This window comes from Actinomadura sp. NPDC000600 (genome assembly GCF_040492135.1).
GTDB lineage: Bacteria > Actinomycetota > Actinomycetes > Streptosporangiales > Streptosporangiaceae > Spirillospora.
Genome location: NZ_JBEUPD010000005.1, coordinates 123,877 through 140,233 on the forward strand (window position 1 = coordinate 123,877; position 16,357 = coordinate 140,233).

Here is a 16,357-nt window from a genome sequence, read left to right on the forward strand (position 1 = left end):
GGCTGCGGAACGTGATGGTCGTGGGCGCCCTGGCGTTGGCGGCGCTGGCCGGATGGCTGTACCTGGCGTTCGCGCACGGCGGCTTCTGGCGGACGGGACCGGGCCTGCCCGAGGCGCCGGAGCCGGACCCGTGGCCCGAGGTCGTGGCCGTGGTCCCGGCGCGCGACGAGGCCGCCGTCCTCCCGGAGACCCTGCCGACGCTGCTCGCCCAGCGTTACCCGGGCGCGTTCCGCGTGGTCCTGGTCGACGACGGGAGCGGCGACGGCACCGCCGAGACGGCCGCCTCTCTGGCGGGCGGCGACCCGGCCCTGACGATCGTGCCCGCGAGGGAGCGCCCGCAGGGATGGGCGGGCAAGGTCTGGGCGATGGCGGAGGGCGTCCGGGCGGCGGGCGAACCCGACTTCCTCCTCTTCACCGACGCCGACATCGCCCACGCCCCCGGCACCGTGGAGAGGCTCGTCCGCGCCGCCGAGGCAGGACGCCGTGACCTGCTCTCGCAGATGGCCACGCTCAGCACCCGCACGGGCTGGGAACGGGTGGTCGTCCCCGCCTTCGTGTACTTCTTCGCCCAGCTCTACCCGTTCCGCCGCGTCGGCCGCGACGGGGCGCGCACGGCCGCCGCCGCGGGCGGCTGCATGCTCGTGCGCCGCGCCGTCCTGGAGCGGGCGGGCGGCCTCGCCCGGATCCACGACGCGCTGATCGACGACGTGGCGCTGGGACGGCTGGTCAAGCGCGCGGGCGGGCGCTGCCGCCTCGACCTCGGCCGCGACGTCGCCAGCCGCCGCCCCTACCCCCGCCTCGCCGACCTCTGGGCGATGATCGCCCGCAGCGCCTACCACCAGCTGCGCTACTCGCCCGTCCTGCTCGCCGGGACCGTCGCCGGCCTGCTGCTCCTCTACGCCGTCCCGCCCGCCGCGACGGTCGCGGGACTGGCCGCCGGACCGTCCGGCCCCGGCGGGCTCGCCCTCGCGGCGGGAGCCATCGCCTGGGCCCTCATGGCGGCCACCTACGTGCCGATGCTGCGCTTCTACGGCCTGTCGCCCGCGCGCGCTCCGGCTCTGCCGCTCGTGGCACTGCTGTACGCGGCGATGACGCTCGACTCCGCGCGCCGGCACCGCGCCGGGCAGGGCGGCGCCTGGAAGGGCCGCACTTTGTCAGCCACGCACAAAACCGGCGCCGAGGATGCTCCCCCGGCGACATTGGAGTAAGTGTCTAATTACGTTACGGTCAGGTGGCCGTCATGCCGACGGCAGGGGCGTCTCGCCGCCATGTCGAAGGGTTACCCGCCATGTCCAACACCGTCCGCCGGGTCGTGCGCGCCGCCGTGGCGTCGTGCGTCGGCCTCGCCATGACGGCGGCCGCCCTGCAGGGCACCGCCGCCGCGGCGCCGCAGGCTCCCGCGCCTCCGGCCGAGGACCCGTTCTACCAGCCGCCTTCCCCGCTCCCGGCGGGCGCGCCCGGTGACGTCATCCGGTCGCGTCCCGCAGTGTTCACCGTCGACCCGATCAGCCGTTCGCCGTACGAGGGCGTCAAGTCCTGGCAGGTGCTGTACCGGTCGCAGACGGGGGAGGGGCAGGCCAACGCCGTGTCGGGCATGGTCCTCGTCCCCACCAAGGAGTGGACGGGCCAGGGCGAGCGGCCGCTCGTCGCGTACGGCGTCGGGACGCGCGGGCTCGGCGACGCCTGCGCCCCGTCCTACACCCTCACCCAGGGCATGGACTACGAGGAGCTGTTCATCGCCGACGCGCTCAGCCGCGGGTGGGCCGTCGCCGTCACCGACATGGAGGGCCTCGGCACCCCCGGCCAGCACACCTACGAGGTCGGCACCTCCCAGGGGCGGGCCCTGCTGGACGTCGCCCGCGCCGCGCGGCGCCTCCCGGACGCGGGCCTCGGCGGCTCGCCGGTCGGCATCTGGGGCTACTCGCAGGGCGGCACCACCGCCGGCTGGGCGGCGGAGCTGGCGAAGACCTACGCCCCCGACCTGACGATCAAGGGCGTGTTCGCGGGCGGCGTCCCGGCGGACCTGCAGGCCGTCGCCAAGGGCCTGGACGGCTCCCCGTTCATCGCGCTCATGTTCATGGCCGCCGTCGGCTACGACGCCGCCTACCCCGAGCTCGACCTGGAGAAGTACCTCAACGACGAGGGCCGCGCGCTGCTGGCCAAGGCCAAGGACATCTGCCTGGTCAGCTTCGACGGGCCCCTCACGGTCGTCCAGACCGCGTTCAAGCACATCAGCGACTTCACGACCAGCGACCCGCTGGCCACGCCCGAGTGGCGGCGGCGCCTGGACGCCAACAGGCTCGGCTCCACCGCCCCGAGCGCCCCGGTGCTCCAGACGCAGGCCGTCTACGACGAGATCATCCCGGCCGGGCAGGCCGACACCCTCCACAAGGCGTGGTGCGCGAAGGGTGCCAACGTCACCTGGAAGACCTACACCTTCGCCGAGCACGCCACCGGCATGCTCTGGAGCGAGCCCGACGCGATGACGTTCCTCGCCGACCGGTTCGCCGGCAAGCCGGTCACCGGCAACTGCGCCGCCTGACCGCGCACCGGAGGGCCTTCCCGTAAGGCGATCCCGTAGGGCCATCCCGCTCCGCAGGGGGCAGGATGGCCCTATGGATTTGGTGGAGTTCCTCCGCGCCCGGCTGGACCGGGACGAGCAGATCGCCCGCGCCTGCTCCGGTTCCCCCTGGAAGGCGTCCCCCTCCGGGACGGTCAGCACCGACACGGACGATCCCGCCTACGTCGCGACGGCGGAGAACGACGCGTACGCCGAGCACATCGCCCGCCACGCCCCGTCCCGCGCGCTCGCCGAGGCGGCCGCCAAGCGCCAGATCGTCGACGAGTACGAGAAGCAGGCCTGGATCCTCGGCCAGGGCCACCGCACCCCCGAGCTGGACGCGGCCCAGTCCGTCCGGGAGAACGTCCTGCGCCTCCTCGCGCTGGCCTATGCCCACCACCCCGCCTACCAGGAGGAATGGCGGCCCTGAGTGTCGGTGGTCAGGCGGCCGTGATCAGCGCCGGATGTCCCGGGTCGTCCATCTTCAGGGCGACGTCGGCGGCGCGCACGGGCTGGACCTCGGTGTCGTAGCGCGCGTAGGCGGGCAGCGTCCACGCCTCGTCGCCGGGGGTGCGGCGGGCCAGCGCGCCGGGCGACAGCGTCAGGTGGACGGTCAGCTCGAACGGCAGCCCCCGGCCGAGCAGCAGCGAACCGTCCAGGAGGAGGACTCCGCCGGGCCGGACGCGCACATAGTCCGCCCTCGTCGCCCGGTCGAGCGCCGCGTCCCACAGGCTCGGCAGGACCCTTCCCGTGCCGGACGGCTCCAGGGGCCCCAGCACCTCCCGGACGAGCCCGCCCACGTCGAGCCACTCGTCGTAGAAGACGTCCGGATCGTCCCGTCCGTGCTCGTAGCGCAGCGACGCCGGGCGCAGGAAGTCGCGCGCCGACACCCGCACGACGTCGCGCCCCAGAGCGCGCAGCGGCGAGACGAGCGCGTCGGCCAGGTCCGAGGGCGCGGCGGGCGGCGCACCGTCGATCGCCACCCGCGACCAGGAACCGGCCTTCGAAGCGGCGATCCGGTCGGCCAGCTCCTCGACCACCAGAGACGGCGAGATCGGTCGTGCGTGCATCACCTCATCCTGCCCGCAACCCGGGCCGCGCCTGACACACCGGCCCCTCGGAATGTAACCTCGGTACCGGGCCGAGAGGCGCTGCAACGGGCGAGAGCCCGCCACGCTCGGCCCGGGACACACCTGATTCCGCAAGGGCGCCTCCCAGATTCCATGGGAGGTGCTCGAAAAGACATGACTCGAACTCCATTGCGTGAACTCCTTGAGCAGCGGATCGCGGTGCTGGACGGCGCCTGGGGCACGATGCTCCAGGGTGCGGGACTGACCCCCGGCGACTACCGCGGCGACCGCATCGGCGACGACCACCCGAAGGACGTCACCGGCGACCCCGACCTGCTGAACCTGACCCGGCCCGACGTGATCCTGGACGTCCACCGGCAGTACCTGCGGGCGGGCGCCGACATCACGACCACCAACACCTTCACCGCGACCAGCATCGGGCAGGCCGACTACGGCCTCGAAGGCCTGGTCCGGGAGATGAACGTGCAGGGCGCACGGCTGGCCCGGCAGGCCGCCGACGAGTTCGGCGGGCGGTACGTCGCCGGCTCGATCGGCCCGCTGAACGTCACGCTCTCGCTGTCCCCGCGGGTCGAGGACCCGGCCTACCGCGCCGTCACGTTCGACCAGGTCAAGGCCGCCTACGCCGAGCAGATCGCCGGGCTCGCCGAGGGCGGGGTCGACCTGCTGCTGATCGAGACGATCTTCGACACGCTGAACGCGAAGGCCGCGATCGCCGCCGCCCGCGAGGTCGCCCCGCACCTGCCGCTGTGGATCTCGGTGACCATCGTCGACCTGTCCGGCCGGACGCTGTCCGGGCAGACGGTGGAGGCGTTCTGGCGCTCGATCGAGCACGCCGAGCCGCTGGTCGTGGGCGTGAACTGCTCCCTCGGCGCCGACGAGATGCGCCCGCACGTGGAGGAGCTGGCGCGCCTCGCCGGCACCTACACCGCCAGCCACCCGAACGCGGGCCTGCCGAACGCCTTCGGCGGCTACGACGAGACGCCGGAGGAGACGGCCGCCAAGGTCGGCGAGTTCGCCGCGTCCGGCATGGTCAACGTCGTCGGCGGCTGCTGCGGGACGGGCCCCGACCACATCGCCAAGATCGCCGAGGCGGTGCGGGGGATGGGGCCGCGCGAGGTCGCCAGGCCCGGCGCGGCGAGCCGGTTCAGCGGCCTGGAGCCGTTCGCGATCGGCGCCGACACCGGCTTCGTCATGATCGGTGAGCGCACCAACGTCACCGGCTCCAAGAAGTTCCGCAAGCTCATCGAGGCGGGCGACCACCAGGCCGCCGTGGACGTGGCGCTCGAGCAGGTGCGCGGCGGCGCGAACCTGCTCGACGTCAACATGGACGCCGACCTGCTCGACAGCGAGCGGGAGATGACGACGTTCCTCAACCTCATCGCCACCGAGCCCGAGGTCGCCCGCATCCCGATCATGGTCGACAGCTCGCGCTGGAGCGTGCTGGAGGCGGGGCTGAAGACCGTCCAGGGCAAGGGCGTCGTCAACTCCATCAGCCTCAAGGAGGGCGAGGGCCCGTTCCTGGAGCAGGCCCGCCGCATCCGCGACTTCGGCGCCGGCGTCGTGGTCATGGCCTTCGACGAGCGGGGCCAGGCCGACACCACCGAGCGCAAGGTGGAGATCTGCGGCCGCGCCTACGACCTGCTCACGCAGGAGGTCGGGTTCCCGGCCGAGGACATCATCTTCGACCCGAACGTCCTCGCCGTCGCGACCGGCATCGAGGAGCACAACGGCTACGCCAAGGCGTTCATCGACGCGCTGCCCCTCATCAAGGAGCGCTGCCCGGGCGCCCGCACCAGCGGCGGCATCTCCAACCTGTCGTTCTCCTTCCGGGGCAACGACGTCGTCCGCGAGGCGATGCACTCGGCGTTCCTGTTCCACGCCGTCCGGGCGGGCCTCGACATGGGCATCGTCAACGCCGGGCAGCTCGCCGTCTACGAGGACATCCCCGCCGACCTGCTCGAAATGGTGGAGGACGTGCTGTTCGACCGGCGCCCCGACGCCACCGACCGGCTCGTGTCGTTCGCCGAGAACGTCAAGGGCGAGAGCACCAAGCGCGAGGTCGACCTGTCCTGGCGGAACGCGCCGGTCGCCGAGCGCCTCTCCCACGCCCTCGTGCACGGCATCATCGACTACATCGAGGACGACACCGAGGAGGCCCGGCAGCAGGCCGAACGCCCCCTCGACGTCATCGAGGGCCCGCTGATGGACGGCATGAAGGTCGTCGGCGACCTGTTCGGGTCCGGCAAGATGTTCCTCCCCCAGGTGGTCAAGAGCGCCCGTGTGATGAAGCGGTCGGTCGCCTACCTGGAGCCCTTCATGGAGAAGGAGAAGCAGGAGGCGCTCGCCGCCGGCCGCGTGCACAGCGACCGCGGCCAGGGCAAGATCGTCCTCGCGACGGTCAAGGGCGACGTGCACGACATCGGCAAGAACATCGTCGGCGTCGTCCTCGGCTGCAACAACTACGACGTCATCGACCTCGGCGTCATGGTCCCCGCGGCCAAGATCCTCGAGACCGCGATCCAGGAGAACGCCGACGCGATCGGGCTGTCCGGGCTCATCACCCCGTCGCTGGACGAGATGGTCTCGGTCGCCGCGGAGATGCAGCGCCGCGACATGAAGCTGCCGCTGCTGATCGGCGGCGCCACCACGTCCCGGCAGCACACCGCCGTGAAGATCGCCCCCGCCTACGACGCGACGACCGTCCACGTCCTGGACGCCTCCCGCGTCGTCGGCGTCGTCTCCGACCTGCTCGACGACGGGCGCGCCGCGACGCTGGACGCCGCCAACCGCGAGGAGCAGGCCCGGCTCCGCGAGCAGCACGAGAACAAGCAGCGCCGCCCGCTGCTCACCGTCGAGCAGGCCCGCGAGAACCGCGAGCGGGTCGACTTCGGCGACCTGCCGACGCCCGACTTCACCGGGGTGCGGATCGTCCGGCCGGAGATCGCCGCGATCCGCGAGATGATCGACTGGCAGTTCTTCTTCCTGGCCTGGGAGCTGAAGGGCAAGTACCCGGCGATCCTCGACCAGCCCGTCGCGCGCGAGCTGTTCGACGAGGGCAACGAACTGCTCGACCAGATCATCGCCGACGGCGCGTTCGAGGCGCACGGCGCCTACGGCTTCTGGCCCGCGCACTCCGAGGGCGACGACATCATCCTGCCCGGCGTGGCGCGCTTCCCGATGCTGCGCCAGCAGACGTCGAAGCCGGAGGGCCGCCCCAACCGCTGCCTGGCCGACTACGTCGCCCCGTCCGGCGACCACCTCGGCGGCTTCGCGGTGACGATCCTCGGCGCCGAGGACCTCGCCGCGAAGTTCGAGCAGGAGAACGACGACTACAAGTCGATCATGGTGAAGGCGCTCGCGGACCGGCTCGCCGAGGCGTTCGCCGAGTACGTCCACCTGGAGGCCCGCCGCGCCTGGTTCGAGCCGGACGCCGACCCCGCCCTGGAGGACCTGCACGCCGAGCGGTTCCGCGGCATCCGCCCCGCCCTCGGGTACCCGGCGAGCCCCGACCACAGCCTCAAGCAGACCCTGTTCGACCTGCTGGACGCGAGCCGCCTGGGGATGAAGCTCACCGAGTCCTACGCGATGGCCCCGGCCGCCAGCGTCAGCGGGCTCATCTTCGCCCACCCGGCGTCGCGCTACTTCACCGTCGGGCGCGTCGGCAAGGACCAGATCGAGGACTACGCCGGCCGCTGCGGCCTTCCGGTCGCGGAGGTCGAGCGCTGGCTGGCCCCCAACCTGGCCTACGACCCCTCCTGATGGTTTTTACCACTCCGCTTGTATAAAATGGCGGAATGGGTGAACGTGAGCTGGTGGACGGCGCGCCGGGCGCTCCGCTCGGCGCCAGCCGGTCCGCCGTCCTGGAGGTCCTGCGCGCGTTCGGCCCTCTCGGTGTCCGGGAGGCCGCCGAACGCACCGGGCTGCACCCGAACACCGTCCGCCTCCACCTGGACGGCCTGGTCGGCGCCGGCCTCGCCGAGCGCGCCGCCGAGCGGCCCGCGGAGGGCGGGCGGCCGGGCCGTCCCCGCGCGCTCTACCGGGCGGTGCGCGGCGACGACGGCGAGGGCGTGCGCAGCTACCGGCTGCTCGCGCAGATCCTCACCAGCCTCGTCGCCGGGACCATGGACGACCCGTCCGGCGCGGCGGCCGAGGCCGGGCGCGCCTGGGGGCGCTACCTCGCCGAGCCGCCCGAGCCGTTCCAGAAGGTCGGGCCGGACGAGGCGCTCGACCGGCTGACCGACTTCCTGAACGGCATCGGCTTCGACTCGCAGGCCGGGGACGACCTCGTGCTCCGGCTCGTCCACTGCCCCTTCCTGGAGATCGCCGAAAGCGACCGGAAGATCGTCTGCCCGCTGCACCTCGGCCTGATCCAGGGCGCGCTCGCCGAGATGCGGGCGCCGCTGGCCGCCGACCGGCTCGAACCGTTCGTCGAGCCGCACCTGTGCCTGGCCCACCTCAGCCGCACCGAGACCGACTCCGAAGCCCCCGACGCCTGACGGCCGGAACGCCTGAACAGCCGGAACGCCTGGCGGCCACCGCGCCGCGGCCGCCAGGCGGGTTCCGCCGGGTCAGGGGCGGCCGATGCGGACGCGCCACACCTCGGGCCCGGCCTCCTCGTACTCCCAGGTGAACTCGCCGGGGTGCTCGGCGGCGAACTGGTAGTACAGCGGCTTCGGGTCGTGGTCGTTGACGAGGACGAACGCCGTCCCGGCCGCGAGCGCGCCGAACGCCTCGAAGATCTGCGCGTGCCGCTGGGCGGGGACGAGGGTCCGCACGTCCAGCTCCCCGCCGGTCACCTCGGCGGTCGCGCCGGGCGTGCCGGGGTCGTCGTGGCCGCCGCAGGTGCAGCCCGCGCCCTTCGCGGGGCCGCCGAGGACCTCCCGCATGCCGGCGAGCAGCCCGGCGAGGTCGACGCCCGCGTCCACGAGCGCGGGCAGGATCAGGTCGTTCTCCTTCGCCAGGTGCGACTGGAACAGCGCGTTGAGCGCCGCCGCCGCGCCGACCGCCTCGCCGGGCGTCCGCGCCGCCCGCAGTTCGGCTACCCGCTCACGCAGGACGGCGTGCTCGGCCAGCATCGCGCGCAGCAGCAGCCGCGCTTCTGGGAGGTCCTCCGCGGCCCGGTAGAGGGTCTTCTCCTCGGCGTCGGCGTGCGGGAGGACCTCCTCCTCGCAGAACGCGGCGAGCGCGTCGCGCCGGTCATGGGGGGCGGCCAGCTGGTCGGCCGCGCGGGTGATCGTGAGGGCGTGGTCGGCCATGGTCCGGCCGAGCCGCTCGTGGTGGTCGCGGATCGCCTGGACGGTGTCCTGCTGCGGGTGGGCGGTCGATGTGGTCATGAGCACTCCTCCTGCATCTGTTTTTCACAACACTATATGTATTTATACTTCTGTCATGGAGAAACAGGCGGGCGGGGTGGCCGGGACGCGGGCGGGAGCCGCCGTGCGAGCCGGGGCGGGGCGCGGACTCGCGGTGCGCCGCCTCCCGATGCTCGCCGGGGCGCTGCTCTCCCTCGTCGCCGCCCTCTGGGGCGCCCTCGTTCTACTGGGGCTAGACGTCCCGCTCCCGCGAGCCGGGTTCGCCGCCGGGCACGGCCCGCTGATGGCGCTCGGCTTCCTCGGCACGCTGATCTCCCTGGAACGCGCCGTCGCCCTCGCAAGCCCCTGGGCCTACGCCGCCCCCGCGCTCGCCGGAGCCGGCGCCCTCGCCACCGCCGCCGGGCTCGACCGGCCCGGGCGGCTCCTGCTCACCGCCGCGGGCGGCTGGCTCGTCGCCGTCTACATCGCGGTCCTGACCGGCCGCCGCACCGGGCCCGACCTGCTCGTCCAGACGGCGGGCGCCGTCGCCTGGTACGCGGGCGGCCTGCTGTGGATCGGCGGCCGGACGGTCATCGAGATCGTCCCGTGGCTCGCCGCGTTCCTGGTCCTCACGATCGCGGGGGAGCGGCTCGAACTCGCCCGGATCGCGTTCGCCGGCCGCCGCGCCACCGCCGGACCGGTCCTCGCGGCGGCCCTCGTCCTGGCGGGCGCCGCCGCCTCCGTCCCCTGGCCGGACGCGGGATGGCGCCTCACCGGCCTCGGCATGGCCGCGCTCGCCGGCCTGCTCGCCGTCCGCGACGTCGCCCGCCGGACCGTCCGCATGCCGGGCCTGCCGCGCTACGCCGCCGCCTGCCTCCTCGCCGGATATGTCTGGCTCGCCGTGGCCGGTTCGATCTGGCTCGCCGCCGGACGGCCGGACGGCGGCGGGCCGTACGACGCCGCCCTGCACGCCGTGTTCCTCGGCTTCGTGATGTCGATGGTCTTCGGGCACGCCCCGGTGATCCTGCCCGCCGTGCTCCGGGTGCGCCTGCCGTTCCACCCCGTCCTCTACGCGCCCCTCGCCCTGCTCCACGCGTCCCTCCTCCTGCGGCTCGCGGGCGACCTCTCGGGCGTCCCGGGCCTGCGGACGGCGGGAGGCGTCCTCGGCGAGGTGTCGCTCCTGCTCTTCGGCGGCTGCGCCGTGGCCGCGGCCCGCCTGCAGCGAAGGGAAACGCCTTGACGTCCATCGGTGTGCGGCCGAAGTCGGCGCCGTCCCGTCCGGCCCGCGCCGCCGGACACGCCGTCGCGAACGGCGCCGTCCTCGCGTGGCTCGCGCTGACCGTCGTGGCGGCCCTGCTCCACGGAGAGCTGCCCGCACCGCACTGGCTGCTGATCCACGTGTTCCTGCTCGGCGCCGTCACCAACGCCATCGTCACGTGGACGGAGCATTTCGCCGCCGCGCTCCTGCGCGTTCCGCCGCCTGCGCGCTGGTGGCCGTTCACGCGGCTGGCGGTCCTGAACGCGGGAATCGTCGCCGTCCTCTGCGGGGTGTCCGGGGGAGTCCCGGCGGTCGCCGTCGGCGGCGCGGCGGTCGTGGTGGGCGTCGTCGCCGCGCACGTCGCGGTGCTGGCGCTGCGCGGGCGGCGCGCCCTGACCGGGAGGTTCGCGCACGTCGTCACCTGGTACGTGTGGGCCGGCGCAGCGCTGGTCGCCGGGGGCACGCTGGGCGGGCTGATGGCGTCCGGGCACGCCGCGTCCGCGCGGGACGCCCACGCTCACGTGAACCTGCTCGGCTGGGTCGGCCTGTCGGTCCTCGGCACGCTGTTCACGCTGTGGCCGACCGTCCTGCGCACGCGGATCCAGGACGGCACCGAACGGATCGCCCGCTGGTCGCTGCGCGCCGCCGTCCCCGGCCTGGCCGCCGCCGTGACCGGACTCCTCGTCGAACTGCGGTGGCTCGCCGCTGCCGGTCTCGTCCTCTACGCGCTCGCCGCCGCGCTCTCCCTCGTCCCCTTCGTGCAGACCCTGCGGCGGCGGCATCCGCACAACGCCGCGTCCTGGATGCTCGCCGCCGGGACGGCCTGGTTCGTCGTGACCCTGGTCGCGGACGCGGCCCGGCAGAGCCTGGACGGGCTGCTGCCCCTCGTCCTGGTGGGCTTCGTCGGCCAGACGCTCCTGGGCGCCCTCACGTTCCTGCTCCCCGTGGTGCTGGGCGGCGGCCCCGCCGCCCTCAAGGCCAACGCCGCCCTGATCGAGCGCGCCTGGCCGGTCCGCGTGGCGGTGGTCAACGCGGCCGTGCCGCTGCTCGTTCTCCCGGTCCCCGCCTGGACGGTCCGTGCCGCTTGGGCCGCCGTCGTCGCCGCGCTGGCCGCCTTCGTCGTGCCGGCCGCCGCGTCCGTCCTGCGCTCGCACCGCCCGTCCCCGGCGGTCGCGGGCATCAGCGCGGGCGTCCTGCTCACCGCGCTCGCCGTCGGCGTCACCGCGCACGGCGGCCCTGCCGGGCACAGCACCGACACACGGGCGGTCCCCGCGTCCGGCGCCCGCGTCGTGGACGTGACGCTCGCCGACATGCGCATCCGCCCCGGGACGATCGACGCCGCCCCCGGCACCCGGCTCGTCCTGCGCGTCACGAACAAGGACGCCCAGCCCCACGACCTGCGCCTTGCGTCCGGGCAGGCCACGCCCAAGCTCGCGGCGGGCCGGACCGCGACCCTGACCCTGCCCCCGCTGAAGAGCGCCGTCGACGGCTGGTGCACCGTCGCCGGCCACCGCGCCGCCGGCATGACGATGCGGATCAACGTGACGGACGGCGCTCACGCGACGGGCGACCATCACGGGACGAGCGGTTCCCACGCGATGTCATCCGGACCGCTCGACCTGTCGGCCCCCATGTCGCCGAACTGGCGCCCCTATAACGCCGCCCTTGCCCCCGCCCCAGGAGGCAAGGAGCACCGTCTCGAACTGCACGCCACCGAACAGGAACTGGAGGTCGCCCCAGGCGTGCGCCAGCGCATGTGGACGTTCGGCGGCACCGTCCCAGGCCCGGTCCTACGCGGCAAGGTCGGCGACGTCTTCACCATCACTCTCGTCAACGACGCCGCCATGGGACACGGCATCGACTTCCACGCAGGATCGCTCGCGCCGGACGTCCCCATGCGCACCATCCAGCCCGGCGAACGCCTCACTTACCGCTTCCGCGCCGAGCACGCCGGCGCCTGGCTCTACCACTGCTCGACGATGCCGATGCTCCAGCACATAGGGAACGGCATGTACGGCGCCGTCATCATCGACCCGCCGGGCCTGCCTCGTGTGGACCGCGAATACGCCCTCGTCCAGGGCGAGCTGTACCGCGGTGCCCCCGGCTCCCCCGAACAGGTCGCCAAGATGCAGGACGGCCGCCCTGACGCCTGGATGTTCAACGGCACCGCCGCCGGCTACGACCACGCCCCGTTGACGGCCCGAACCGGCGACCGCGTCCGCGTCTGGGTGGTGGACGCGGGCCCCTCGTCCAGCACCGCCTTCCACATCGTCGGAGCCCAGTTCGACACCGTCTACAAGGAAGGCGCCTATCTCCTGCGCAAGGGGGACGCGGGCGGCGCGCAGATACTCGACCTGGCGCCCGGCCAAGGCGGCTTCGTGGAGACCGTCGTCCCCGAGGCCGGCCACTACCCCTTCGTGGACCACGACATGCGCCACGGGGAATCCGGAGCCCACGGGATCGTGAATGTCACCGGGTAGTGCCATCATCCACGCGTGGAGACTGAGGCACTGATCGACCAGTTGGCCGGGCCCGACCAGAAGGCCGCGGCCGATGCCCTGGTGGCCATCGGCGCACCCGCCGTGCGGCCCGTCCTTGCCGTCCTCTGCGACGAGGAGTCGCCGGTCGACTGGGCCACCAGCGCCACCGTCCTGCGGCGCATCGGCCGTCCCGCGCTCGACCCCCTGGTCGAGGCCATGGCGGCCGCGCCCACCGGCGAGGTCGCCCGCCGCTGCGGCTGGGCCCACAGCGGGTTGGAGATCGCCGATCTGGCGGCCTTCGTCCCCGGCCTGAGCCACCCGAGCCCGAAGGTCCGTGCGAACACCGCCTACGTCCTACAGCTCAAGGGAGAGGCGGCCCTTCCGCACGCTCCCGCCTTGCTCACCCTCTTGGACGACCCTGACCCCGACGTCCGGCAGCGCGTCGTCTGGGCGCTTGAGGGAATCGGGCCGGGCGTGGTCCCGCTCCTCCGCCGGATCCGGCGCTCCCGCACCCCTGCCCGGCGCCGGGCCCTGGAGGCCCTCGCCGCGGTCGGCGGCCCGTCCGCGCTGGACGACCGCGACCAGGCCCTCGTCCGGCGGCTGATCCGCGTCAAGGCGGCGACGGAGAGGCCCGAGCCCATGCACCTGTGCGGCAGCTGGTACGCCGTCCCCAGCGGCGACCGGGACGCCGTCCTCGACGCCTTCGGCCTTTCCGAACCCGAGCCCGTCACGATGCGGCTCGGCGCGTCCGCCTGGAACCACGACCACCACGTCTGGGGCGGAGACCACCGCTCCTGCCGCCGCGTCTATGTCACCCCGCTCCTGGACGGCTGGACGCTCCTGTTCGGTGACCCCTTCCCCACCCACGAGGACCTTGACCCCGCCGACGTCCAGGAGCACTGCCGCGACCTGAGCCGCCGCTTCGGCGCGGCCCACTGGTACGGCGCGAGCTGCGGCGACGAGTGGACGTCCTGGTGCGTCGCCGAGGACGGCGACATCGTCCGCTACTACGACGTCTTCGACCCGGACGATCAGATCGGCTCCCACCCGGCCGAGGACGGCTACGTCCTCCCGCACACCGACCCCTTCCCCGACGACGCCTTCGACGACATCGACCTCCACGACAGCGCCGCCTTCCAGGCCCGGTACTCCCAGGTCAAGGAGGAGCTCGGCATCCCCGACGAGTGCCACGCCACCAGCTTCGCGGCGCGGGCGTCTGTCGACCCGTCCGCTCTGGGCCCGCAGACGTCCGTCCAGGGCCAAGCCGTCCTGGCGCTGACCTCCTGCGGACGCGGTCACGGCCACCCTCCCGGTGCCCTGGAGATCTGACCCGCGGGTCGTCGGTAGGATCGCCAGCTCATGGACGAGAGCGCCGGAATCGAGATGGCCGCCGTCCCGGCCGGGACGGTGACGCTGTCGGACCGTCGGACGCGGCGCAGTTGGGCCGTCGACCTCGCGCCGTACCGGCTGGGGCTGTTCCCCGTCACCCAGTCGCAGTACGCGCAGGTCACCGCCGAGCGGCCGAGCACCGCACGAGGGGACCGGCTGCCCGTCGAGGGCGTCTCGTGGGCGGACGCGGTCCGGTTCTGCAACGCCCTGTCCCGACGCGAGGGCTTGACACCGGCGTATCGCCTCGATGCCGACGGCGAGAGCGCTGACTGGGACGTCAGCGCCGACGGATACCGGCTCCCGACCGAGGCCGAATGGGAGCACGCCTGCCGTGCCGGCACGACCGGCCCGCGGTACGGGCCGCTCGACGAGATCGCCTGGTACCGCGGCAACGCCCAGGACCGCGTCCACGACGTGGGCGGCAAGCGGCCCAACGCTTGGGGCCTGCACGACATGCTGGGCGACGTCTGGGAGTGGTGCTGGGACCTCTACGACCCGGACGTCTACGGCGCCTACCGGGTGCTCCGAGGCGGCGGATGGTCCGACGAGCACTGGAGCTGCCGGGCCTCCGTCCGCCGCCGGAGCCACCCGACGTTCCGGATCGACGACGTGGGCTTCCGCGTGGCGCGTTCCGCCGTCCACTGATGGCGATGCCGGGCAGCGGGGTGGGGCGATGCCCAGTGAGTGGACATCGCCCCTTACTCCGTAGGCACCCTGACCAGCTCGCTGAGGCCGTCTAGGGGGTTCGTCAGCGGTTGATGAACACGGGGTTGGAGTAGCCGCCGCAGGCGCGGTGGCGGAGCGGGCGGGATGGTTGGCGAACAGGACCGGCTTGTGCGGCAGCTGCCGCATGACCCGCAGCGCCTCCAGCATCTTGGCCTCGGTCTCGAAGGACGGGTCGGCCGGGAACGGGTCGCACCGCGACGGCGGGCGTGGCGGCCACAGTCCATCGGGAGACCGTTGCGCATCGCTGGCCAATCGTTGACCGTTGGGAGAACACCGAGGCCGCCCGCTTCCCGTCGATCCGGCGGCGTCCGGCTGCGGACCGAACCTGTCGCGGCCCTCCTCGCAAGGCGTGTTCGCCGGCAGGACCTGGACGCGGACGGCCGCGCGCCGAAGCCAGGGGCCGGTAGATCTTTCGTTTTCGCTGCTCAGGGGCAACATCAACCGTTTCATGGCGATTTCCGCCGGTTATGTAGGCCGCAAGCGACATCGTCGATGAAGCGAAGTGGTAACGATGACGGAAGCCGGCACGGGGGACCGCGGCAATCCGCAGGATCTTCCCATCGAGCAGCTCAAGGAGGTCGGGCGCCAGTTCGCACAGGCGCTGATGATGCGGGCGCTGTCGAAGGCGACCGGCCAGATCGAGGGCCTGACGGAGCGTCTCAACGCCGCCTCGGACGGTGGGGGAGCCGCGGAGAAGGCGGCGGCCGCCGGAGCGAAGAAGATCGCCGAGGGCGAGTCCCCACTCAAGGCGGGCCTCAGCGCGGGCGCGACCGGGGCGAAGGAAGTGGTCAAGGACAAGGTGAAGGGCGCCATCGGCGGCGGAGGCAAGGACGGCAAGGGCGGCGGCCAGGGCAAGATGAAGGTCACCAACATCATCGAGGAGTTCGACGTGGGGCTCCCGCGGCGCGTCGCCTACGACCAGTGGACGCAGTTCGCCGACTACCCCAGCTTCACCAAGAAGGTCGAGAGCGTCGAGCAGGAGTCCGACGAGAAGATCAACTGGCGGGCGCAGGTCTTCCTCTCCCATCGCACCTGGGAGTCGACGATCATCGAGCAGGTCCCCGACGAGCGGATCGTCTGGAAGTCCAAGGGGCCCAAGGGCTACGTCGACGGAGCCGTGACGTTCCACGAGCTGGCGCCGTCCATGACGCGGGTCCTGCTGGTGGCCGAGTACCACCCGGACGGGTTCTTCGAGAAGACCGCGAACCTCTGGCGCGCCCAGGGGCGCCGCCTCCGCCTGGACTTCAAGCACATCAAGCGCCACATGATGACCAAGACCCTTCTGGACCAGGAGGAGACCGAGGGCTGGCGCGGCGAGATCCGCGACGGCGAGGTGGTCAAGACCCACGAGGACGCCCTCAAGGAGGAAGAGGAGCGGCGTCAGGCCGAAGAGGGCGGCGGCGAAGAGAAGTCCGAGGCGCCGGAGGAGGAGAAGGCCGAAGAGAAGGAAGAGAAGCCCGAGGCCCAGGAGGAGAGGGGCGACGGGCAGCAGAAGCCCGAAGAAGCGCAGGAGAAGGAGAAGGAGAAGGCGGCGAGCGGCACCCGCGACTGACGTCCGCGCC

At 73.0% G+C, this 16,357-nt stretch carries 12 protein-coding genes and 1 riboswitch; of the genes, 10 read left to right on the top strand and 2 right to left on the bottom strand.

Annotated elements, in window-relative coordinates; translation table 11 throughout:
- The first annotated feature begins 14 nt into the window (after positions 1-14).
- From ABWI07_RS09570 to ABWI07_RS09580, 3 genes are all read left to right on the top strand, one after another.
- Positions 15-1,208, top strand: a complete 1,194-nt coding sequence (locus tag ABWI07_RS09570; protein ID WP_149262696.1) for a glycosyltransferase — start codon at positions 15-17, stop codon at positions 1,206-1,208.
- A gap of 80 nt (positions 1,209-1,288) precedes the next feature.
- A complete protein-coding gene (locus ABWI07_RS09575; RefSeq protein WP_353818248.1) occupies positions 1,289-2,542 on the top strand; it encodes a lipase family protein in 1,254 nt (417 codons plus the stop codon).
- A 73-nt stretch (positions 2,543-2,615) separates the two neighbouring features.
- The gene (locus ABWI07_RS09580; protein WP_149262660.1) at positions 2,616-2,990 is read left to right on the top strand and encodes a DUF6221 family protein; all 375 of its coding nucleotides are present in this window, start codon (positions 2,616-2,618) and stop codon (positions 2,988-2,990) included.
- Between the two features lie 10 nt (positions 2,991-3,000).
- Here the strand turns inward: ABWI07_RS09580 and ABWI07_RS09585 are convergent, their stop codons facing one another.
- Entirely contained in the window at positions 3,001-3,630 is a 630-nt protein-coding gene (locus ABWI07_RS09585; protein ID WP_353818249.1) for a nucleoside/nucleotide kinase family protein, read from the bottom strand.
- Positions 3,631-3,697: 67 nt separating this feature from the next.
- A riboswitch (S-adenosyl-L-homocysteine riboswitch) is annotated at positions 3,698-3,780 on the top strand.
- A 24-nt stretch (positions 3,781-3,804) separates the two neighbouring features.
- Here ABWI07_RS09585 and metH point away from each other — a divergent pair.
- A complete protein-coding gene (metH, locus tag ABWI07_RS09590) occupies positions 3,805-7,410 on the top strand; it encodes a methionine synthase (RefSeq protein ID WP_353818250.1) in 3,606 nt (1,201 codons plus the stop codon).
- Positions 7,411-7,445: 35 nt separating this feature from the next.
- On the top strand, positions 7,446-8,147 hold the full coding sequence (locus tag ABWI07_RS09595) for a helix-turn-helix transcriptional regulator (protein WP_353818251.1): 702 nt from the start codon (positions 7,446-7,448) through the stop codon (positions 8,145-8,147).
- Between the two features lie 72 nt (positions 8,148-8,219).
- Here ABWI07_RS09595 and ABWI07_RS09600 read toward each other — a convergent pair whose 3' ends face one another.
- Positions 8,220-8,984, bottom strand: a complete 765-nt coding sequence (locus ABWI07_RS09600) for a DUF2249 domain-containing protein (RefSeq protein WP_149262664.1) — start codon at positions 8,982-8,984, stop codon at positions 8,220-8,222.
- Positions 8,985-9,039: 55 nt separating this feature from the next.
- Between ABWI07_RS09600 and ABWI07_RS09605 the strand changes: the two genes are divergently transcribed.
- The 5 genes from ABWI07_RS09605 to ABWI07_RS09625 all read left to right on the top strand — a co-directional run bounded on the left by ABWI07_RS09605 (position 9,040) and on the right by ABWI07_RS09625 (position 16,347).
- Positions 9,040-10,182: a DUF8744 domain-containing protein gene (locus tag ABWI07_RS09605; protein WP_353818252.1), complete on the top strand. Its 1,143-nt coding sequence runs from the start codon at positions 9,040-9,042 to the stop codon at positions 10,180-10,182.
- Positions 10,179-12,680: a multicopper oxidase domain-containing protein gene (locus ABWI07_RS09610; RefSeq protein WP_353818253.1), complete on the top strand. Its 2,502-nt coding sequence runs from the start codon at positions 10,179-10,181 to the stop codon at positions 12,678-12,680. The genes ABWI07_RS09605 and ABWI07_RS09610 overlap by 4 nt, the downstream gene beginning before the upstream one ends.
- 15 nt (positions 12,681-12,695) lie before the next feature.
- Positions 12,696-14,009 carry a HEAT repeat domain-containing protein gene (locus tag ABWI07_RS09615; RefSeq protein WP_149262666.1) on the top strand — a complete coding sequence of 438 codons (1,314 nt, stop codon included), beginning with the start codon at positions 12,696-12,698 and terminating at the stop codon, positions 14,007-14,009.
- Positions 14,010-14,039: 30 nt separating this feature from the next.
- On the top strand, positions 14,040-14,714 hold the full coding sequence (locus ABWI07_RS09620; RefSeq protein ID WP_502912809.1) for a formylglycine-generating enzyme family protein: 675 nt from the start codon (positions 14,040-14,042) through the stop codon (positions 14,712-14,714).
- Between the two features lie 592 nt (positions 14,715-15,306).
- The gene (locus ABWI07_RS09625) at positions 15,307-16,347 is read left to right on the top strand and encodes an SRPBCC family protein (protein ID WP_353818254.1); all 1,041 of its coding nucleotides are present in this window, start codon (positions 15,307-15,309) and stop codon (positions 16,345-16,347) included.
- The last annotated feature ends 10 nt before the right edge of the window (positions 16,348-16,357 follow it).

Coding starts and splice junctions, on each gene's coding strand:
- ABWI07_RS09585 (WP_353818249.1), bottom strand. CDS start 3,630: ATGCACGCACGACCGATCTCGCCGTCTCTGGTGGTCGAGGAGCTGGCC.
- ABWI07_RS09600 (WP_149262664.1), bottom strand. CDS start 8,984: ATGACCACATCGACCGCCCACCCGCAGCAGGACACCGTCCAGGCGATC.
- ABWI07_RS09580 (WP_149262660.1), top strand. CDS start 2,616: ATGGATTTGGTGGAGTTCCTCCGCGCCCGGCTGGACCGGGACGAGCAG.
- ABWI07_RS09595 (WP_353818251.1), top strand. CDS start 7,446: ATGGGTGAACGTGAGCTGGTGGACGGCGCGCCGGGCGCTCCGCTCGGC.
- metH (WP_353818250.1), top strand. CDS start 3,805: ATGACTCGAACTCCATTGCGTGAACTCCTTGAGCAGCGGATCGCGGTG.
- ABWI07_RS09605 (WP_353818252.1), top strand. CDS start 9,040: ATGGAGAAACAGGCGGGCGGGGTGGCCGGGACGCGGGCGGGAGCCGCC.
- ABWI07_RS09575 (WP_353818248.1), top strand. CDS start 1,289: ATGTCCAACACCGTCCGCCGGGTCGTGCGCGCCGCCGTGGCGTCGTGC.
- ABWI07_RS09620 (WP_502912809.1), top strand. CDS start 14,040: ATGGACGAGAGCGCCGGAATCGAGATGGCCGCCGTCCCGGCCGGGACG.
- ABWI07_RS09625 (WP_353818254.1), top strand. CDS start 15,307: ATGACGGAAGCCGGCACGGGGGACCGCGGCAATCCGCAGGATCTTCCC.
- ABWI07_RS09570 (WP_149262696.1), top strand. CDS start 15: ATGGTCGTGGGCGCCCTGGCGTTGGCGGCGCTGGCCGGATGGCTGTAC.